The 14134-nt window shown below is 61.7% G+C and carries 15 protein-coding genes; all 15 read left to right on the top strand.

All coding sequences use genetic code 11. The features are described 5' to 3' along the window. Positions 1–212: 212 nt before the first annotated feature. Entirely contained in the window at positions 213–1163 is a 951-nt protein-coding gene (locus tag BMX94_RS05850; protein ID WP_091004728.1) for a winged helix-turn-helix domain-containing protein, read from the top strand. A 79-nt stretch (positions 1164–1242) separates the two neighbouring features. Then, positions 1243–1725 carry a PTS sugar transporter subunit IIB gene (locus BMX94_RS05845; RefSeq protein ID WP_091004726.1) on the top strand — a complete coding sequence of 161 codons (483 nt, stop codon included), beginning with the start codon at positions 1243–1245 and terminating at the stop codon, positions 1723–1725. Positions 1726–1807: 82 nt separating this feature from the next. Beyond that, the gene (locus tag BMX94_RS05840; RefSeq protein ID WP_091004725.1) at positions 1808–2578 is read left to right on the top strand and encodes a PTS mannose/fructose/sorbose/N-acetylgalactosamine transporter subunit IIC; all 771 of its coding nucleotides are present in this window, start codon (positions 1808–1810) and stop codon (positions 2576–2578) included. Between the two features lie 2 nt (positions 2579–2580). Beyond that, positions 2581–3441 carry a PTS system mannose/fructose/sorbose family transporter subunit IID gene (locus BMX94_RS05835; protein WP_286160041.1) on the top strand — a complete coding sequence of 287 codons (861 nt, stop codon included), beginning with the start codon at positions 2581–2583 and terminating at the stop codon, positions 3439–3441. Between the two features lie 294 nt (positions 3442–3735). Continuing rightward, positions 3736–4932: a 30S ribosomal protein S1 gene (gene rpsA / locus BMX94_RS05830; protein ID WP_091004723.1), complete on the top strand. Its 1197-nt coding sequence runs from the start codon at positions 3736–3738 to the stop codon at positions 4930–4932. Between the two features lie 190 nt (positions 4933–5122). After that, the gene (locus BMX94_RS05825) at positions 5123–5551 is read left to right on the top strand and encodes a Dps family protein (RefSeq protein ID WP_091004722.1); all 429 of its coding nucleotides are present in this window, start codon (positions 5123–5125) and stop codon (positions 5549–5551) included. Positions 5552–5814: 263 nt separating this feature from the next. Continuing rightward, positions 5815–6819, top strand: coding sequence for a glutamate ABC transporter substrate-binding protein (locus BMX94_RS05820; protein WP_091004720.1), 1005 nt, complete (start codon positions 5815–5817; stop codon positions 6817–6819). 78 nt (positions 6820–6897) lie between these two features. Further along, positions 6898–7557, top strand: coding sequence for an amino acid ABC transporter permease (locus BMX94_RS05815; protein WP_091004719.1), 660 nt, complete (start codon positions 6898–6900; stop codon positions 7555–7557). Beyond that, complete coding sequence (locus BMX94_RS05810) at positions 7554–8399, top strand: amino acid ABC transporter permease (RefSeq protein WP_091004717.1); 846 nt, start codon at positions 7554–7556, stop codon at positions 8397–8399. The genes BMX94_RS05815 and BMX94_RS05810 overlap by 4 nt, the downstream gene beginning before the upstream one ends. Positions 8400–8414: 15 nt before the next feature. Further along, positions 8415–9191: an amino acid ABC transporter ATP-binding protein gene (locus tag BMX94_RS05805; protein ID WP_091004716.1), complete on the top strand. Its 777-nt coding sequence runs from the start codon at positions 8415–8417 to the stop codon at positions 9189–9191. 356 nt (positions 9192–9547) lie between these two features. Next, positions 9548–9958 carry a zinc ribbon domain-containing protein gene (locus BMX94_RS05800; RefSeq protein WP_091004714.1) on the top strand — a complete coding sequence of 137 codons (411 nt, stop codon included), beginning with the start codon at positions 9548–9550 and terminating at the stop codon, positions 9956–9958. 110 nt (positions 9959–10068) lie between these two features. After that, positions 10069–10722 carry a dephospho-CoA kinase gene (coaE, locus tag BMX94_RS05795; RefSeq protein ID WP_091004712.1) on the top strand — a complete coding sequence of 218 codons (654 nt, stop codon included), beginning with the start codon at positions 10069–10071 and terminating at the stop codon, positions 10720–10722. After that, the gene (locus BMX94_RS05790) at positions 10719–11366 is read left to right on the top strand and encodes a lytic transglycosylase domain-containing protein (protein ID WP_091004710.1); all 648 of its coding nucleotides are present in this window, start codon (positions 10719–10721) and stop codon (positions 11364–11366) included. The genes coaE and BMX94_RS05790 overlap by 4 nt, the downstream gene beginning before the upstream one ends. Before the next feature lie 112 nt (positions 11367–11478). Continuing rightward, complete coding sequence (gene uvrB, locus BMX94_RS05785; protein WP_091004707.1) at positions 11479–13704, top strand: excinuclease ABC subunit UvrB; 2226 nt, start codon at positions 11479–11481, stop codon at positions 13702–13704. 134 nt (positions 13705–13838) lie between these two features. Next, a complete protein-coding gene (locus BMX94_RS05780; protein WP_091004705.1) occupies positions 13839–14123 on the top strand; it encodes a PTS sugar transporter subunit IIB in 285 nt (94 codons plus the stop codon). Positions 14124–14134: the final 11 nt, after the last annotated feature.

The following is a 14134-nucleotide window of genomic DNA, read 5'->3' as shown; positions in this document are numbered from 1 at the left end:
ATTACCCTACGTGATAGCCGAGCCAGTCCGCTCGCGTTCCAATTTGACCGCTGGCGGCTTCACACTACGTTCATCTTCCGGAAACCTATATATTTTCATGCAGAAAATAAGTGCGGCTATAACAGGACGCAAGAGCGCGAGAGCGCGCGGATGGTTCTGGTACAGGGCTCTGGTGTCTGGTGCGGGGCTTGGTTCTCCTTGGAGGTGGGCGCATGTCGGGTGGCACGGAGTTCGTCGCGGATGCCAACCGCGCTCGCATCATGCGTGCGCTCGTCGACCACGGTCCCCTCTCGCGGATCGAGATTGCCCAGGTGAGCGGTCTCTCTCCGGCAACCGTCACGCGCAACGTCGCCTATCTCATGACGGTTGGCGTGCTCGCGGAGGACACCGCCCGCGTGCGCACGGAGGGCAGGAGCCGCATCCCCGTTATGGTGAACGCGAGCTATGGCCGCATTGCCATCGTGGGCCTCACGTACCGTGGCGCCACGCTCTACCAGTATGACATGGCGCTCGAGCCCTGCACCGAGCCCATCTCGCTTGAGGGAGACTTTGCCCCGGCGGACCTCCCGCGTGTGGTTGCGGCGCATCTCTCGCGCTCTGACGCGGAGTTCGAGAAGACGCTTCGCGCTGTGGGCATTCTTCATTGCGATGATTCCTGGGACGCCGTCCGTGGCCTCGCGGACTCACTCTCGCGCTGCCTCGGGGTTCCCACCTTCGAGCAGCGTGCGGAGGACTGTGCGGAGTACAAGATCCTTCACGACGAGTCTGAGGAGGCGAGCGAGAACCACCTGCTCGTGAGCCTTGGCTCCGAGGTCCTCGTGGGCATCGCCCAGGGCGGGAAGCGCCTTCCGCTGAGAAACGGCTCGTATGCCGAGATAAGCCGACCCCTCGCCAATAGCGGCGAGCCCGAGGGCGCGATCGTCGACCGCCTCGTCGACGTCCTCTCGATCCTCACCTCGCTTTTCACCATAGATGCCATCTTCATGATGGGCTCCGGCGAGGAGGCCCTGCTCGCAGGCGTTCCCGTCGACCTGGGAGACATCGCCAAGGCAGGAAGCGTCTCCGGGGAGCTTCCCAGGGTCGTCGTTGTGAGCCAGACCTCGCGGGAGATGTCACGCATCATGACCGCGCAGGTACGGGGCATGCTCCTGTGCACCGGTTGACCGGGTTCGCACAGGTCATGGGGCCGTGGCCAAACCACGGCATGTCGCGCGCGAAGGCGCGAAAAGGGAAGGGGTAAGCATGGTAGTTCTCGTTAGGTGCGACGACCGCCTCATCCACGGCCAGTGCATGACCGTCGTGGTGAAGGGCAACCATATCGAGCGCATCGTCGTCGTCGATGACCTCACGGCGAGCAACTCGATCCTCCGCTCGGTCTTCAAGGCCGCCGTCCCGGCCGACATGAAGGCTGGCGTCTACACGGTGGACGACGCGGCGCCGCTCATCGAGAAGGCCATGGGGGACGACGTTCGCACGCTCGTGCTCATGAAGTCTCCCATCACGTACAAGCGTCTGCTGGAGAAGGTACCCGAGCTTCCCAAGGAGCTCAACGTTGGCCCCATGTCCAAGCGCAAGGGTACCACGGAGGTGACCCCCACCTCCCACCTCATGCCCGACGAGGCGCAGGCGGTGAAGGACGTCGTGGACCAGGGTGCCCACGTGTTCTTCCAGCAGGTTCCCAGCCAACCCGTCGTCGAGTGGGACGACGTGAAGGGCAGGTTCTAGGTTCCGTGCGCGGACCTAGGCCTGAGCAAGATCCCGCCACGGCGGGATAGGTCCTGGTGTCAGAGGAAAGGAAGGTATTGCCATGAGTTTTCTACAGGCATTGCTCCTGGCACTGTTTGGGTGGATGGGCTCCATCTACTCGCCGGTGCTCATAGGAGGACTCGCAGGCTGGTATACGATCGGCCGGCCGCTGGTCTCAGGCATGATCATCGGCATCATCCTTGGTGACGTCCAGACCGGCATCATCATGGGCGCTGCCATCCAGATGCTCTACATTGGCCTCGTGACCCCTGGTGGCACGATGCCTGCCGACGTCAACTTTGCCGCGTGGATTGGCATCCCGCTGGCTATGGTCGCCGGTGCCGGCAAGGAGTACGCGCTCGCGCTTGCCGTGCCGCTGTCATCTCTCGGCGTCCTCGCCGTCTATGGCCTGTGCGCCATCAACCTGTACTTTGTCCACAAGCAGGATGCCGACGTTGAGTCCGGCAAGCTCGATGCCGCCGCACGCATCCCCATCGTTGGCCAGATCACCAACTTCGTGCTGCGCTTCTTCCCGATTCTTCTCATCAACTTCTTTGGTCAGGACCTCATCACCGCGCTTGTCAACGCCCTGCCCGTCCAGGTGACCGACATCCTCCAGATCTTTGCCAACATGCTGCCGCTCGTGGGCTTCATGCTCCTCATGCGCATGATCTGCAAGCGTGACGTCGACCTCATCCTCTTCTGCGTAGGCTTTGCGCTCATGTCCGTGCTCAAGCTCGGCATGGTCACCATCGTGATCTTCGCCCTGGGCATTGCTTACCTCGACTACCGCGGCACCAATGCCGCCGCTGCCCCCGAGAGGAGTGAGTAGACATGGCAAACGACATCACCACTGAGGATCAGGAGATGGGCGGCGCCAAGAAGCTCAGCAAGAGCGCCATTCGCCGCGCGTACTGGGACTGGATGTTCTACAACCTGTCCGTGCAGAACTTCGAGAGGATGCAGGGCCCTGCCATCATCAAGATGCTGGCCGACGTCCGCGAGGACCTCTACCCTGGCAATCCCGAGGCCCAGCAGGAGATGCTCGAGCGCCACGAGGTCTTCTTCAACACCGAGCCGTACCTGGGCAGCATCGTCCCCGGTATCGTCCTCGGCATGGAGGCAAGCAAGGCAGAGGGCAACGACGAGATTTCCTCCGAGTTCATCAACTCGATCAAGACCGCGCTCATGGGTCCCTTCGCCGGCATTGGTGACTCGCTACTCCCCGGCACGCTGATCCCGATCCTGCTTTCCATCGCCCTTGGCATGTCGCCCAACGGCGAGGTCACCGGCCCGATTTTCTACATCGTGGTCTTCCTGGCCATCATGCTGCCGCTCACCTGGTTCCTGTTCTCCTACGGCGTGAAGGCCGGCGCCAACGCTGCAGAGCTCGTGCTCTCGGGTGGCATCAAGGACAAGGTCACCCGTGCCGCCGAGGTAGTTGGCCTCATTGTCGTGGGTGCCATCTGCGCGCAGTACGCCAAGTTCAACATTGGCCTTGTCTACACCAGCGGCGATCTCACGATCAACATCGCAGATATCCTGGACTCGATCTTCCCCGAGCTGCCGGTGCTCATCATTTCCTTCGTGACCTACTGGCTCATGGTCAAGAAGAACTGGTCTGCCGGCAAGATGATGCTGCTCATGCTCGTCATCTCCATCGTGGGGTACTTCACCACGATCCTTGCGGTCTAGAAGCAAGGAGCGCATAACCGCAACGCCTTCGTGGGGCGCGCCTGCCATCCGGCACGGCGCGCCCCTTCACATGAGACAAAGGGACAGTCCCTTTGTCTCATGGCATTTAGAAAAAATGCCACCTGACGCTTGAAATTATGGCTATGAACAGGCTAATCTATCCATTGCATGCGCGTCCGCCATGCAGCGTATCTGTCGGCCCCCGAGAGCATGTAAGTTCGCCTAAGCGTTCGTGCGCGAGCGCGGAAGCGCAGACCATGACGACCGGGGCCCCGTTTCGAGAGGGGTCCACCTTTGAGTGAGATTCAGAACTCGTCCGTCTTCGCGCTGGATGATATTTCCGACGAGGAGATGAACAACCTCATCGACGGTACTGTTACCGATTTCGACGAGGGCGATCTTGTCACCGGAACCGTCGTCAAGATCGAGCGCGACGAGGTCCTGCTTGACATCGGCTACAAGTCCGAGGGCGTCATTCCTGCTCGCGAGCTCTCCATCCGCAAGGATGTCAACCCCGCCGACGTCGTCTCTCTGGGCGACCAGATTGAGGCGCTTGTCCTTCAGAAGGAGGACAAGGAGGGTCGTCTCGTCCTCTCCAAGAAGCGTGCCGAGTACGAGCGTGCGTGGAACCGCGTGGAGGAGAAGTTCAACTCCGGCGAGACCGTTGAGGGCGAGGTCATCGAGGTCGTCAAGGGCGGCCTTATCCTCGACATCGGTCTTCGCGGCTTCCTGCCCGCGTCCCTTGTTGACCTTCGCCGCGTGAAGGATCTCAACGCCTACCTGGGCACCCGCATCGAGGCTCGTGTCATCGAGATGGACCGCAACCGCAACAACGTCGTCCTCTCTCGTCGTGTCGTGCTCGAGGAGGCCCGCAAGGCCGAGCGCCAGGAGATTCTCTCCAAGCTCAAGCCCGGCATGCGCCTCAAGGGTACCGTCTCCTCGATCGTGGACTTCGGCGCCTTCGTGGATCTCGGCGGCATCGACGGCCTGGTTCACATCTCCGAGCTCTCCTGGAACCACGTCAACCACCCCTCCGAGGTCGTCAAGGTTGGCCAGGAGGTCGAGGTCCAGGTGCTCGACGTGGACCTCAACCGCGAGCGCATCTCCCTTGGCCTCAAGCAGACCACCGAGGATCCTTGGCGTACGCTCGTCAAGAAGTATCCCGTGGGTGCCATCGTTGAGGGCAAGGTCACCAAGCTCGTCACCTTTGGTGCCTTCGTCGACCTTGGCGAGGGCGTCGAGGGCCTGGTTCACATCTCCGAGATGGCCAAGAGCCACGTGGATGCCCCCTCGCAGGTCTGCCAGGTTGGCGACACCGTCCAGGTGAAGGTTATGGAGATCGACCTCGACCGTCGTCGCATCTCTCTCTCCATGAAGGCCGCTGCCGAGACCCTCGGCACCGAGGTTGAGGTCAAGCCTCTGCCCGAGAGCGACAAGCCTGCCGAGAAGAGCGAGGCTGCCGAGGCTGAGTCTGAGCCCGCTGCCGAGTAGGACGGTCTCATCGGCTGCGTGCCGAGCCTACGTGCGTCATTGGGGAGCCGCCTTTGGGTGGCTCCCTTTTTTGTGCGCAAGTTGTGTAGAACATTAATAGGAATAAATCTCATTAATAATGTCACCCTCCTGTGGAATACTGATTACAGCAATTAGTAATAAGTACTAATAACACTAACAGGAGGACATCATGGAAACCAGACTCAACCACCTTCTCGCTAACGTCACCGTCGAGTACCACAAGCTCCAGAACCTTCACTGGTACATCTCGGGCAGCGACTTCTTCCAGGTCCATGCCAAGCTCGAGGAGCTCTACGACTCCCTGCTTCCCATTGTCGACGACGTGGCCGAGACCATCTTGCAGCTGGGCGGCAAGCCCATCGCAAGTCTGGGCGAGGTTCTCGCCACGGCAAGCATCAAGGAGCGCGAGGACGCTCCCGTTCGGAGCTCGCAGGTCTTCGAGATTGTCCTTGGCGACTTCTCGGCACTTCTCGATGAGGTCACCGCAATTAAGATTGCTGCAGATGAGGAGGGCAACTACCTGGTGAGCGCCCTCATGGACGACTACATTGCCAACCTCTCGAAGACTCTTTGGATGATTCGCCAGCAGCGCGCCTAGAAAGACAATCTGAACACGCCAAGTCATCGCGCAGGGTCGAGCTCCTCGGCCCTGCGTTTGCGTTAGGGTTAGTAACGACTTTGTTTTGGGGTATAGACATAGGGTTCCGGTATCTGGTTTCCAAATGGTTAGCTATCGGAATTCCGTTCGAGAAGGTATCAATTCCAATTGGTACACTAGGAAAACGAGAGATGTCCCTGTCAGTGCTGCCCTCGGAGGGGTGGGAGAGGGATCATCGCACCGCCTAGAGAGGGGAGACTCTTATGAAGTCACTTTCGAGCACTTCCGTGAGCCGTCGCCAGGCAATTCGTCTCGGCCTTGGCAGCGTTGCCGCTGCGGGTGTTGTTGCCCTTGCTGGCTGCACCGACACCAGCTCCGATTCCGCCGCAACTACTGGCACCTCGTCCGACGCTTCGTCGAGCACCGATTCCACTGCCTCGACAGCGATTGACAAGGAGGCCTTCGACGGCCTGCTCGCCGCTGGCGAGGTTGCCGATGACGCCACGGTCGCTTCGAGCAGCTGGGCCAAGAAGATCAAGGACGCAGGCAGCTTCCGCCTGGGCGGCGTCCAGACCTCCACGCTCTTTGCCTCGCTTGACGAGACGGACAACAAGCTCCGTGGCTTTGACGCTGGCCTTGCGCAACTGCTCGTCCGCTACATCCTGGGCGACGAGTCCAAGTACGAGTTCACCAAGGTGACGTCTGACACCCGTGAGTCCGTCCTCCAGAACGACCAGGTGGACGCCGTCTTCGCGACCTACTCCATCACCGACAAGCGCAAGGAGGTCATCTCCTTCGCTGGTCCGTACTACTCCACGCAGCAGGGCATCCTCGTGCTGGCCGACAACACCGACATCAACTCCGTCGACGACCTCGCCGGCAAGACCGTGGCCGCTCAGTCCGGCTCCACTGGCCCCAGCATTGTCGCAGAGTACGCGCCCACTGCGACCGTCCAGGAGTTCACCACCGACGAGGAGGCCCGCACCGCTCTTGAGCAGGGTCGCGTTGACGCCTACGTCATCGATGCCACCATGCAGATGAGCTCCATCGTCAAGAACCCCGGCAAGTATCGTCTCGCCGGCGACTCCTTCGGCCCCGAGGATCCCTACGGCATTGGCCTGCAGCTCGACTCTGATGGAGTCACGTTCGTAAACACCTGGCTCAAGAAGATCGAGGACGAGGGAACCTGGGCTAAGCTCTGGAAGATCTGCATCGGTGACCGCACGGGCATCGATAAGGTTCCCGAGCCGCCCGCAATTGGCGCCTAACACCAGATAACGTCTGGTACGGGCCCTCTGCGTCGCAAGGCGCGGGGGGCCTTGGTTCATTATTGGAGAGGGGGAGCCTTGAGCATCTCGGAGCTTCTTTCTGAGTACGGAGACATGTACGTCCAAGCGCTTCTCGGCACGTGGTGGATGTCGCTTGTGTCGTTTGTCTTCGCCATGCTTCTGGCACTCATCATCACCGTGTTCCGCGTGAGTCCCATCAAGCCCCTGCGCGTGGTGGGTGATCTCTACGTGCAGATATTCCGCAACATCCCGGGCATCTCGCTCCTTATCATCCTGGTGTACGCGCTGCCGTACCTCAAGCTCGTGATGGACTATCGCCTCTGCGTGATTGTCACGGTGATTCTCGTCGCCTCGGCCTTTGGCTCCGAGAACTTCATGAGCGGCATCAACACCATTGGCGTGGGGCAGATAGAGGCCGCGCGCTCGCTTGGCATGGGGTTTGGCAAGATGCTGCGCCTGGTTGTTATCCCGCAGGCGCTCCGCTCCGCTGTGCTGCCTATGACCAACCTTGCGGTTGCCGTTCTGCTGACAACCGCCCTAGGCTCTCAGGTGCCGCTCTCGCCACCCGAGCTCACGGGGGTTGTCTCCTACATCAACACGCGAACCGTCGGCGGCATTGTGCCCTTTGTGATCTCTGCCCTCATGTACGCCGGCACGGCGTTTGTGATTGGCGTTGTTGGCAACGCCATTGACAAGAAGGTGAGGATCGCCCGATGAGTGCAACAAAGACCTCCATGCGTGACGCGCTCTACGAGGCACCCGGTCCTCGCACGCGCAGGCGCATCCGATTCTGGACGGCCGTCTCGCTGGTGCTCGTTGCCGCGGGCATCTGCCTTGTCGTCCGGCGCTTCTACATCACGGGGCAGCTTGCCCCGCGCTACTGGGAGCTCTTCACGCGCCCGACCACGTGGATCTTCCTTGGCCGAGGCTTTCTGGGAACGATCGAGGTCTCCCTCACCGCCGGCGTCATCGCCATCGTGCTGGGCTTTTTGCTCATGCTTGGCCGCATGAGCTCGTCTCGCGTGCTCTCGGCCGTGTGCCGCGTGATCATCAACTTCTTCCGCGGCGTGCCGAGCCTTCTTCTCATCTACTTCTTCTTCCTGGTGGTTCCCACCTACGGCGTGAAGATGAGTTCGTTCTGGATGATAACGCTGCCGGTTGGCCTTGCCGCCTCCGGCGTCCTTGCCGAGGTCTTCCGCGGCGGCATGAACGCCGTGCCCAAGGGGCAGTCCGAGGCTGCGTACTCGCTGGGCATGCGCAAGATGAAAGTCACGATGAAGATCGTGTTCCCGCAGGCCGTGCGCTACGTGATCCCCTCGCTCATCTCGCAGCTGGTGGTTGTCGTGAAGGACACCACCGTCGCCTACGTGGTGAGCTTCCCCGACATGCTGCAGAACGCGCGCGTGCTCATCACCAACTACGACGCGCTCGTCTCGGTGTACTTTGTCGTCGCGATTCTCTACATCCTCGTGAACTATGCCATCAACCACCTTGCGGTTTCGCTGGCGCGCCGCTCTGGTACCAGCATCATCTCACGCACGAGCGAGAACCCCGTCTAGCCAAAGGAGGCTACGTTGACACAGACGCAAACCGGCGAGGCGATCGCCGCAGAGGGCACCCCCGTCATCGAGCTTCGCCACGTGGACAAGCACTTTGGCAGCCTCCACGTCCTCAAGGACGTCAACCTCAAGGTTGGCAAGGGTGAGGTCGTCGTGGTTATCGGCCCGTCCGGCTCGGGCAAGTCGACGCTCTGCCGCACCATCAACCGGCTCGAGACCATCGACTCAGGCGAGGTGCTCATCGAGGGCAAGCCGCTTCCGCAGGAGGGCAAGGAGCTTGCCGCCATGCGCGCCGAGATTGGCATGGTGTTTCAGTCCTTCAACCTCTTCGCGCACCGTTCGATCATCGACAACGTGACCATGGGCCCGGTCGAGGTGCTCGGCGTGCCGCGCGAGAAGGCGCGTGCCGAGGGGCTGGAGCTGCTGCGCCGCGTTGGCGTGGCGGAGCAGGCAGATAAGATGCCCGCGCAGCTTTCCGGTGGCCAGCAGCAGCGCGTGGCCATCGCGAGGTCTTTGGCAATGCATCCCAAGGCGATGCTCTTCGACGAGCCCACCTCTGCGCTCGATCCCGAGATGATCAACGAAGTCCTTGACGTCATGGTCGAGCTTGCCCGCGGCGGCATGACCATGGTGGTGGTCACGCACGAGATGGGGTTCGCCCGTCGCGTGAGCGACCGCGTGGTCTTCATGGCCGATGGTGCGATCGTCGAGGAGGGCAAGCCCGACGAGTTCTTCGAGCATCCCACTTCCGCGCGCGCACGCGAGTTCCTTGACTCGATCAAGGGGCACTAGACAGGTACGCCGGACTTTTTCGGCCGGCGGACACCTGCGGGTTTCTTGGCGCGAGCTTCTCGGCTAATGACGCGGATTCCGGACGTTTAGGCAGCTCTAACCGTCCGGAATCCGCGAAGTCCTTATCTTGGCGCGCTGTCTCGACGTTTAGGCTGTCCTAACTGTCCGGAATACGCGGAGCCAGAAGTGTCACGCCCCAGTCCGCAGCCGTGTGGCCTTTGTCTCGACGCGGCTTCATGAGCCCTCCACGCGAGGCGGTCACGCCGTTTGTCGCCTTGCGGTTTGGGTAGACATGTCTGCGTTGGCATTTCTGCTGGTGCATGCCCGCAACGGGCGAGAATGACGATAGGGGAGACATGGCGCAGGGCGACTATAACCGCAAGGTGCAGGAGTTCATGAGGGGCCGTCGCGGGCCGGATGAGCTGGCAAACCTCTGCGTCTGGGTGGCGGTCATTCTCGCGATAGTCAATCTCTTTGCCCGCACGGGCTGGCTGAGCTGGGTCTCCTTGGCAATCGTCATCTACGCGGTCTGGCGCATGTGCTCCAAGAACGTCTACGCTCGCATGAATGAGAACGAAGCCTTCCTCAAGGCCCTTGGCCCCGCGAAGCCGTGGCTGCAGAACCCTGGTCGCGCCGCTCAGGAGCTGCGTGCCTACAAGCATGCGAAGTGTCCCTCCTGCGGGCAGAAGGTGCGCGTTCCTCGTGGCAAGGGCAAGCTTCGCGTGACCTGCCCCAAGTGCCATGAGAAGTTCGAGGTCAAGTCCTAGGCTGTGCGCTTGCGGCGTGCGTCTGCGTTGCGAGGGGGCTTGCCCGCCGTCGCGCGTGCGATGATGATAGTATCCCTTGAACGCAGCACAATCGCAGCAGGAGGCAACCCGTGTACAAGGTGTTTCTCGCCGGAGGCATTGCCTCGGGCAAGTCGACCGTAGCCCGGATCCTGGAGGGTCTGGGGGCTAGGCGCATCGACCTCGACCAGGTCTCGCGCAGCGTGCTTTCGCCGAGAAGCGCATGCTCCGCAGCAGTCGCCGATGCCTTTGGGAAGGACCTCGCCGATCCCGACACGGGCGAGATGGACCGTGCCCTTCTTGCCAGGAGGGCGTTTGCCACGCCAGAGGGGGGCGCGAGGCTTGAGGCGATTGAGCTGCCCTTCATCTCGGAAGCGCTTGCAAAGGAGCTGGACGCTGCAGAGCGTGCGGGCGATGCTCCCGTCTGCGTGGTTGAGGTCCCGCTACTCGATCGAGTCGAGGGCATGCTTTCCCAGGTTGACGAGGTGCTCTGCGTCGTGACCCCGCTCGACGTGCGACGCGTGCGCGCGCAGGGTCGCGGCATGGATCCGGCAGACTTCGATCGCCGAGTGGCCCTGCAGCCCTCCGACGAGTACCTGCGCTCTCACGCGGACACCGTGTTCGACAATGCCCGTGGCGAGAAGGACCTCGCAGACCAGGTCCATGCGTGGTGGACGGTTCGTGAGAACGCAGGCTGGAAGCGCTGTGCGAAGGCCGAATCCCCCAACGAGGGAGCGTGCCGATGAGCGCGCGTTCCCGGCGTGGCAGGGGAGCAAAGCCTCGCAGGAGGCGCGGCCGCAGGCGCGGTCAGAGCTTCTGGCGCTGGTATCGCGTGGTCCCGCTGGTGCTCGTCGGCGCGGTGCTCATTGCGTGTGCCATTCTCGCGGCAACACCTACCACGCTTGCGCGAAAGGCGCTCTATCCCGTGAGCCATGCGAACGACATCCAGGACTCCGCCGAGCGCCATGGCGTAGATCCGCTGCTGGTCGCGGCCGTGATCAAGTGTGAGTCAGACTGGGACGAGAACGCGCAGTCCTCTGCGGGCGCGCTTGGCCTCATGCAGGTGATGCCGCAGACGTCCTCCGAGCTTGCGCGCATGGGCCTTGTCGACTCTGGCACCTACGATCCGGAAAACCTCCTCGATCCTGCGACAAACATCGAATACGGCACTGCTTACCTGGCATTTCTCGGGAAGAACCTCTCTTCGACAGACCAGGTGATCGCCGCCTACAACGCGGGTATGGGGAAGGTCGAGGAGTGGCTTGCCCAGCCCGGCGAGCTTGCCGACAACATTACCTACTCCGAGACGCGTGAGTATCTGCGTCGTGTCAGCGAGGCCTACCAGGGCTATCGGGACAGCTACCCGAATGGTCTCCTGGTCGACCAGTAGGCTTGGTGGAGCCGCCCCCGAGCATGACCGAGCCTCCGAGAAAACAAGTGCGGGACCTAGAATTAGAACAAGCGTTCTGCTATACTCGAGTTCCGAGGAAAGGAGCAGGGCCATGGCGGTGTCTCAGAACACGGGTGAGCGTTTTGGTGGCGAGCTCAAGCGCTTTGGCGTCGAGCGCGCGGGAACGCCGCTCAAGGTCGTCTCGCCCTTCGAGCCTGCCGGAGACCAACCACAGGCCATCGAGAAGCTCGCGCATGGCGTAGAAGCGGGCCTGCGCTACCAGACGCTCATGGGCGTGACTGGCTCCGGCAAGACGTTCACCATGGCCAAGACCATAGAGGCAGTACAGCGTCCCACGCTCATCATGGAACCAAACAAGACGCTTGCCGCGCAGGTGGCAAGCGAGATGCGCGAGATCTTCCCAAACAATGCCGTGGTCTACTTCGTGAGCTACTACGACTACTACCAGCCAGAGGCCTACGTCCCCCAGAGCGACACATACATCGAGAAGGACGCCTCGATCAACGAAGAAGTCGAGAAGCTCCGTCACCAGGCAACCTCGAGCCTGCTCTCGCGCCGCGACGTGATCGTGGTGGCGTCCGTCTCGTGCATATACGGCATCGGCAGCCCCCAGGACTACGCCGGCCTTGCACCCAACGTGGACAAGGAGGTTCCTCTCGAGCGAGATGACCTCATCAAGAACCTCATTGACATCCAGTACGACAGAAACGACTACGACCTCCAACGCGGCACCTTCCGCGTTCGCGGGGATACCGTCGACGTGTTCCCTCCCTATGCCGAGAACCCCCTGCGCATCTCGTTCTTCGGGGACGAGGTCGAGCAGATCGCCGAAGTGGACAACATGACGGGCGAGGTCGTGCGCGAGTATGACGCCATCCCCATCTGGCCGGCATCCCACTACGTGACCGAGCGCCCGAAGATTACCCATGCACTCAAGACCATCTCGGAGGAGCTCGAGCAGCGCGTGGCCGAGCTCAAGGCCAACAACATGCTGCTGGAGGCGGAGAGGCTTTCCCAGCGCACCGCGTACGACCTCGAGATGCTTGAGAACATGGGCTACTGCAATGGCATCGAGAACTACTCGCGCCACCTTGACGGCCGCGCTCCAGGCGAGCCGCCCTATACCCTCATTGACTACTTCCCCAAGGACATGCTCTGCATCATTGACGAGAGCCACGTGACGGTACCTCAGATTCGAGGCATGCACGAGGGGGACCGCTCGCGCAAGGTGACGCTTGTGGAGCACGGCTTCCGCCTTCCCTCGGCGTTGGACAACAGGCCGCTACGCTTCGACGAGTTCGAAGCACGCATTCCCCAGTTCATCTACGTCTCGGCAACGCCGGGAGACTACGAGGAGTCTGTGACGCAGCAGGAGGTTGAGCAGATCATCCGTCCTACGGGCCTTCTCGACCCCAAGATCGAGGTGCGTCCCGTTCACGGCCAGATCGACGACCTCATCTCTGAGATTCGAGAGAGGGTGGGCAGGCATGAGCGCGTGCTTGTGACCACGCTCACCAAGCGCATGGCCGAAGACCTCACCGATCACCTCCTGGACGAGGGCTTCCGCGTCAACTACATGCACTCGGACACCGCCACGCTCGATCGCGTGGACATCATTCGAGACCTGCGCGAGGGCAAGATTGACGTGCTCGTGGGCATCAACCTCCTGCGCGAGGGTCTCGACATCCCCGAGGTCTCGCTCGTTGCTATCTTGGACGCGGACAAGGAGGGCTTCCTCCGGAACCGCCGGTCGCTCATCCAGACCATGGGACGAGCTGCGCGAAACGTCTCTGGCGAGGTCATCATGTACGCCGACGAGGTCACGGACTCAATGCGCGAGGCAATCGACGAGACGCGCCGCCGACGCGCCATCCAGGAGAAGTTCAACGAGGAGCACCACATCGAACCAAAAACGGTTCGCAAGGCGATAAACGACATCTCCGGCTTTCTCGCCGAGGCCCAGGCCAACGTGGGCAAGCGACAGCGCAAGGACGGGGCCTTCTACACGGCGTCGGGGGAGGGCGCAGAGGAGCAAGGTGCTCCCGCCGAGGTGTCCACCGCAGAGGCGGTGGCCGCCGAACTCTCCAAGCTGCCACGTGACGAGGTCATGCGCGTCATCGCCTCCCTTGAGGAGGAGATGGCAACCGCCTCGGCGAACATGGAGTACGAGCAGGCCGCACGCATCCGCGACCAGCTCGTCGAGCTCAAGAGCCAGTTCGAGGGCACGAGCGAGGAGGAGGTCATGAAGCGCCTCAAGGCCGGCGCGAGAAAGGGGAGCGCCCACGCCACAAGGCGCAAGTACCGCGGAAAGCACTAGAGCCTGACTTGCTGGCTTGTCGATTGCGGCAACCGTGTCGTCCGGAGGACGTGAACTTTGCCTGCGGTATGATGGGAGTCGACAGGACAATTGCGTCACGGTTCGTCCGTTTGTTCATCGATTAGGGAGGCATCATGGCTGCGAAGATCGTCGTTGCATGTGGTTCCGGGGTCGCAACCTCTGCGACCGTTGCCTATAAGGTCCAGAAGCTGCTTGCTGCCGAGGGAATTGAGGCAGACGTCCAGGCAGTCGCGGTTGCCGACCTTGACGAGGCCCTCAAGGATGCTGACGCCTACGTCGCCGTGGTTCGCCCTGAGGGCGAGTTCGACGTCCCCGTGTTCAACGGCGTCGCATTCCTCACGGGCATGAACCAGGACGAGGAACTCAAGCGCCTTGCCGATGCAGTGAGGGACAAATAGCGATAGCGTTG

This window comes from Olsenella sp. KH3B4, assembly GCA_900111695.1.
In the GTDB taxonomy this organism is placed as follows: Bacteria; Actinomycetota; Coriobacteriia; order Coriobacteriales; family Atopobiaceae; genus Tractidigestivibacter.
This window is presented reverse-complemented; position numbering and strand designations above follow the sequence as displayed.

Excerpts from the sequence above, each read along its gene's own strand:
- BMX94_RS05825 (WP_091004722.1), top strand. The coding sequence starts at position 5,123 with ATGGAAACCAGACTCAACCACCTTCTCGCTAACGTCACCGTCGAGTAC.
- BMX94_RS05780 (WP_091004705.1), top strand. The coding sequence starts at position 13,839 with ATGGCTGCGAAGATCGTCGTTGCATGTGGTTCCGGGGTCGCAACCTCT.
- BMX94_RS05820 (WP_091004720.1), top strand. The coding sequence starts at position 5,815 with ATGAAGTCACTTTCGAGCACTTCCGTGAGCCGTCGCCAGGCAATTCGT.
- BMX94_RS05810 (WP_091004717.1), top strand. The coding sequence starts at position 7,554 with ATGAGTGCAACAAAGACCTCCATGCGTGACGCGCTCTACGAGGCACCC.
- BMX94_RS05835 (WP_286160041.1), top strand. The coding sequence starts at position 2,581 with ATGGCAAACGACATCACCACTGAGGATCAGGAGATGGGCGGCGCCAAG.
- BMX94_RS05840 (WP_091004725.1), top strand. The coding sequence starts at position 1,808 with ATGAGTTTTCTACAGGCATTGCTCCTGGCACTGTTTGGGTGGATGGGC.
- BMX94_RS05850 (WP_091004728.1), top strand. The coding sequence starts at position 213 with ATGTCGGGTGGCACGGAGTTCGTCGCGGATGCCAACCGCGCTCGCATC.
- BMX94_RS05800 (WP_091004714.1), top strand. The coding sequence starts at position 9,548 with ATGGCGCAGGGCGACTATAACCGCAAGGTGCAGGAGTTCATGAGGGGC.
- uvrB (WP_091004707.1), top strand. The coding sequence starts at position 11,479 with ATGGCGGTGTCTCAGAACACGGGTGAGCGTTTTGGTGGCGAGCTCAAG.
- BMX94_RS05790 (WP_091004710.1), top strand. The coding sequence starts at position 10,719 with ATGAGCGCGCGTTCCCGGCGTGGCAGGGGAGCAAAGCCTCGCAGGAGG.
- BMX94_RS05845 (WP_091004726.1), top strand. The coding sequence starts at position 1,243 with ATGGTAGTTCTCGTTAGGTGCGACGACCGCCTCATCCACGGCCAGTGC.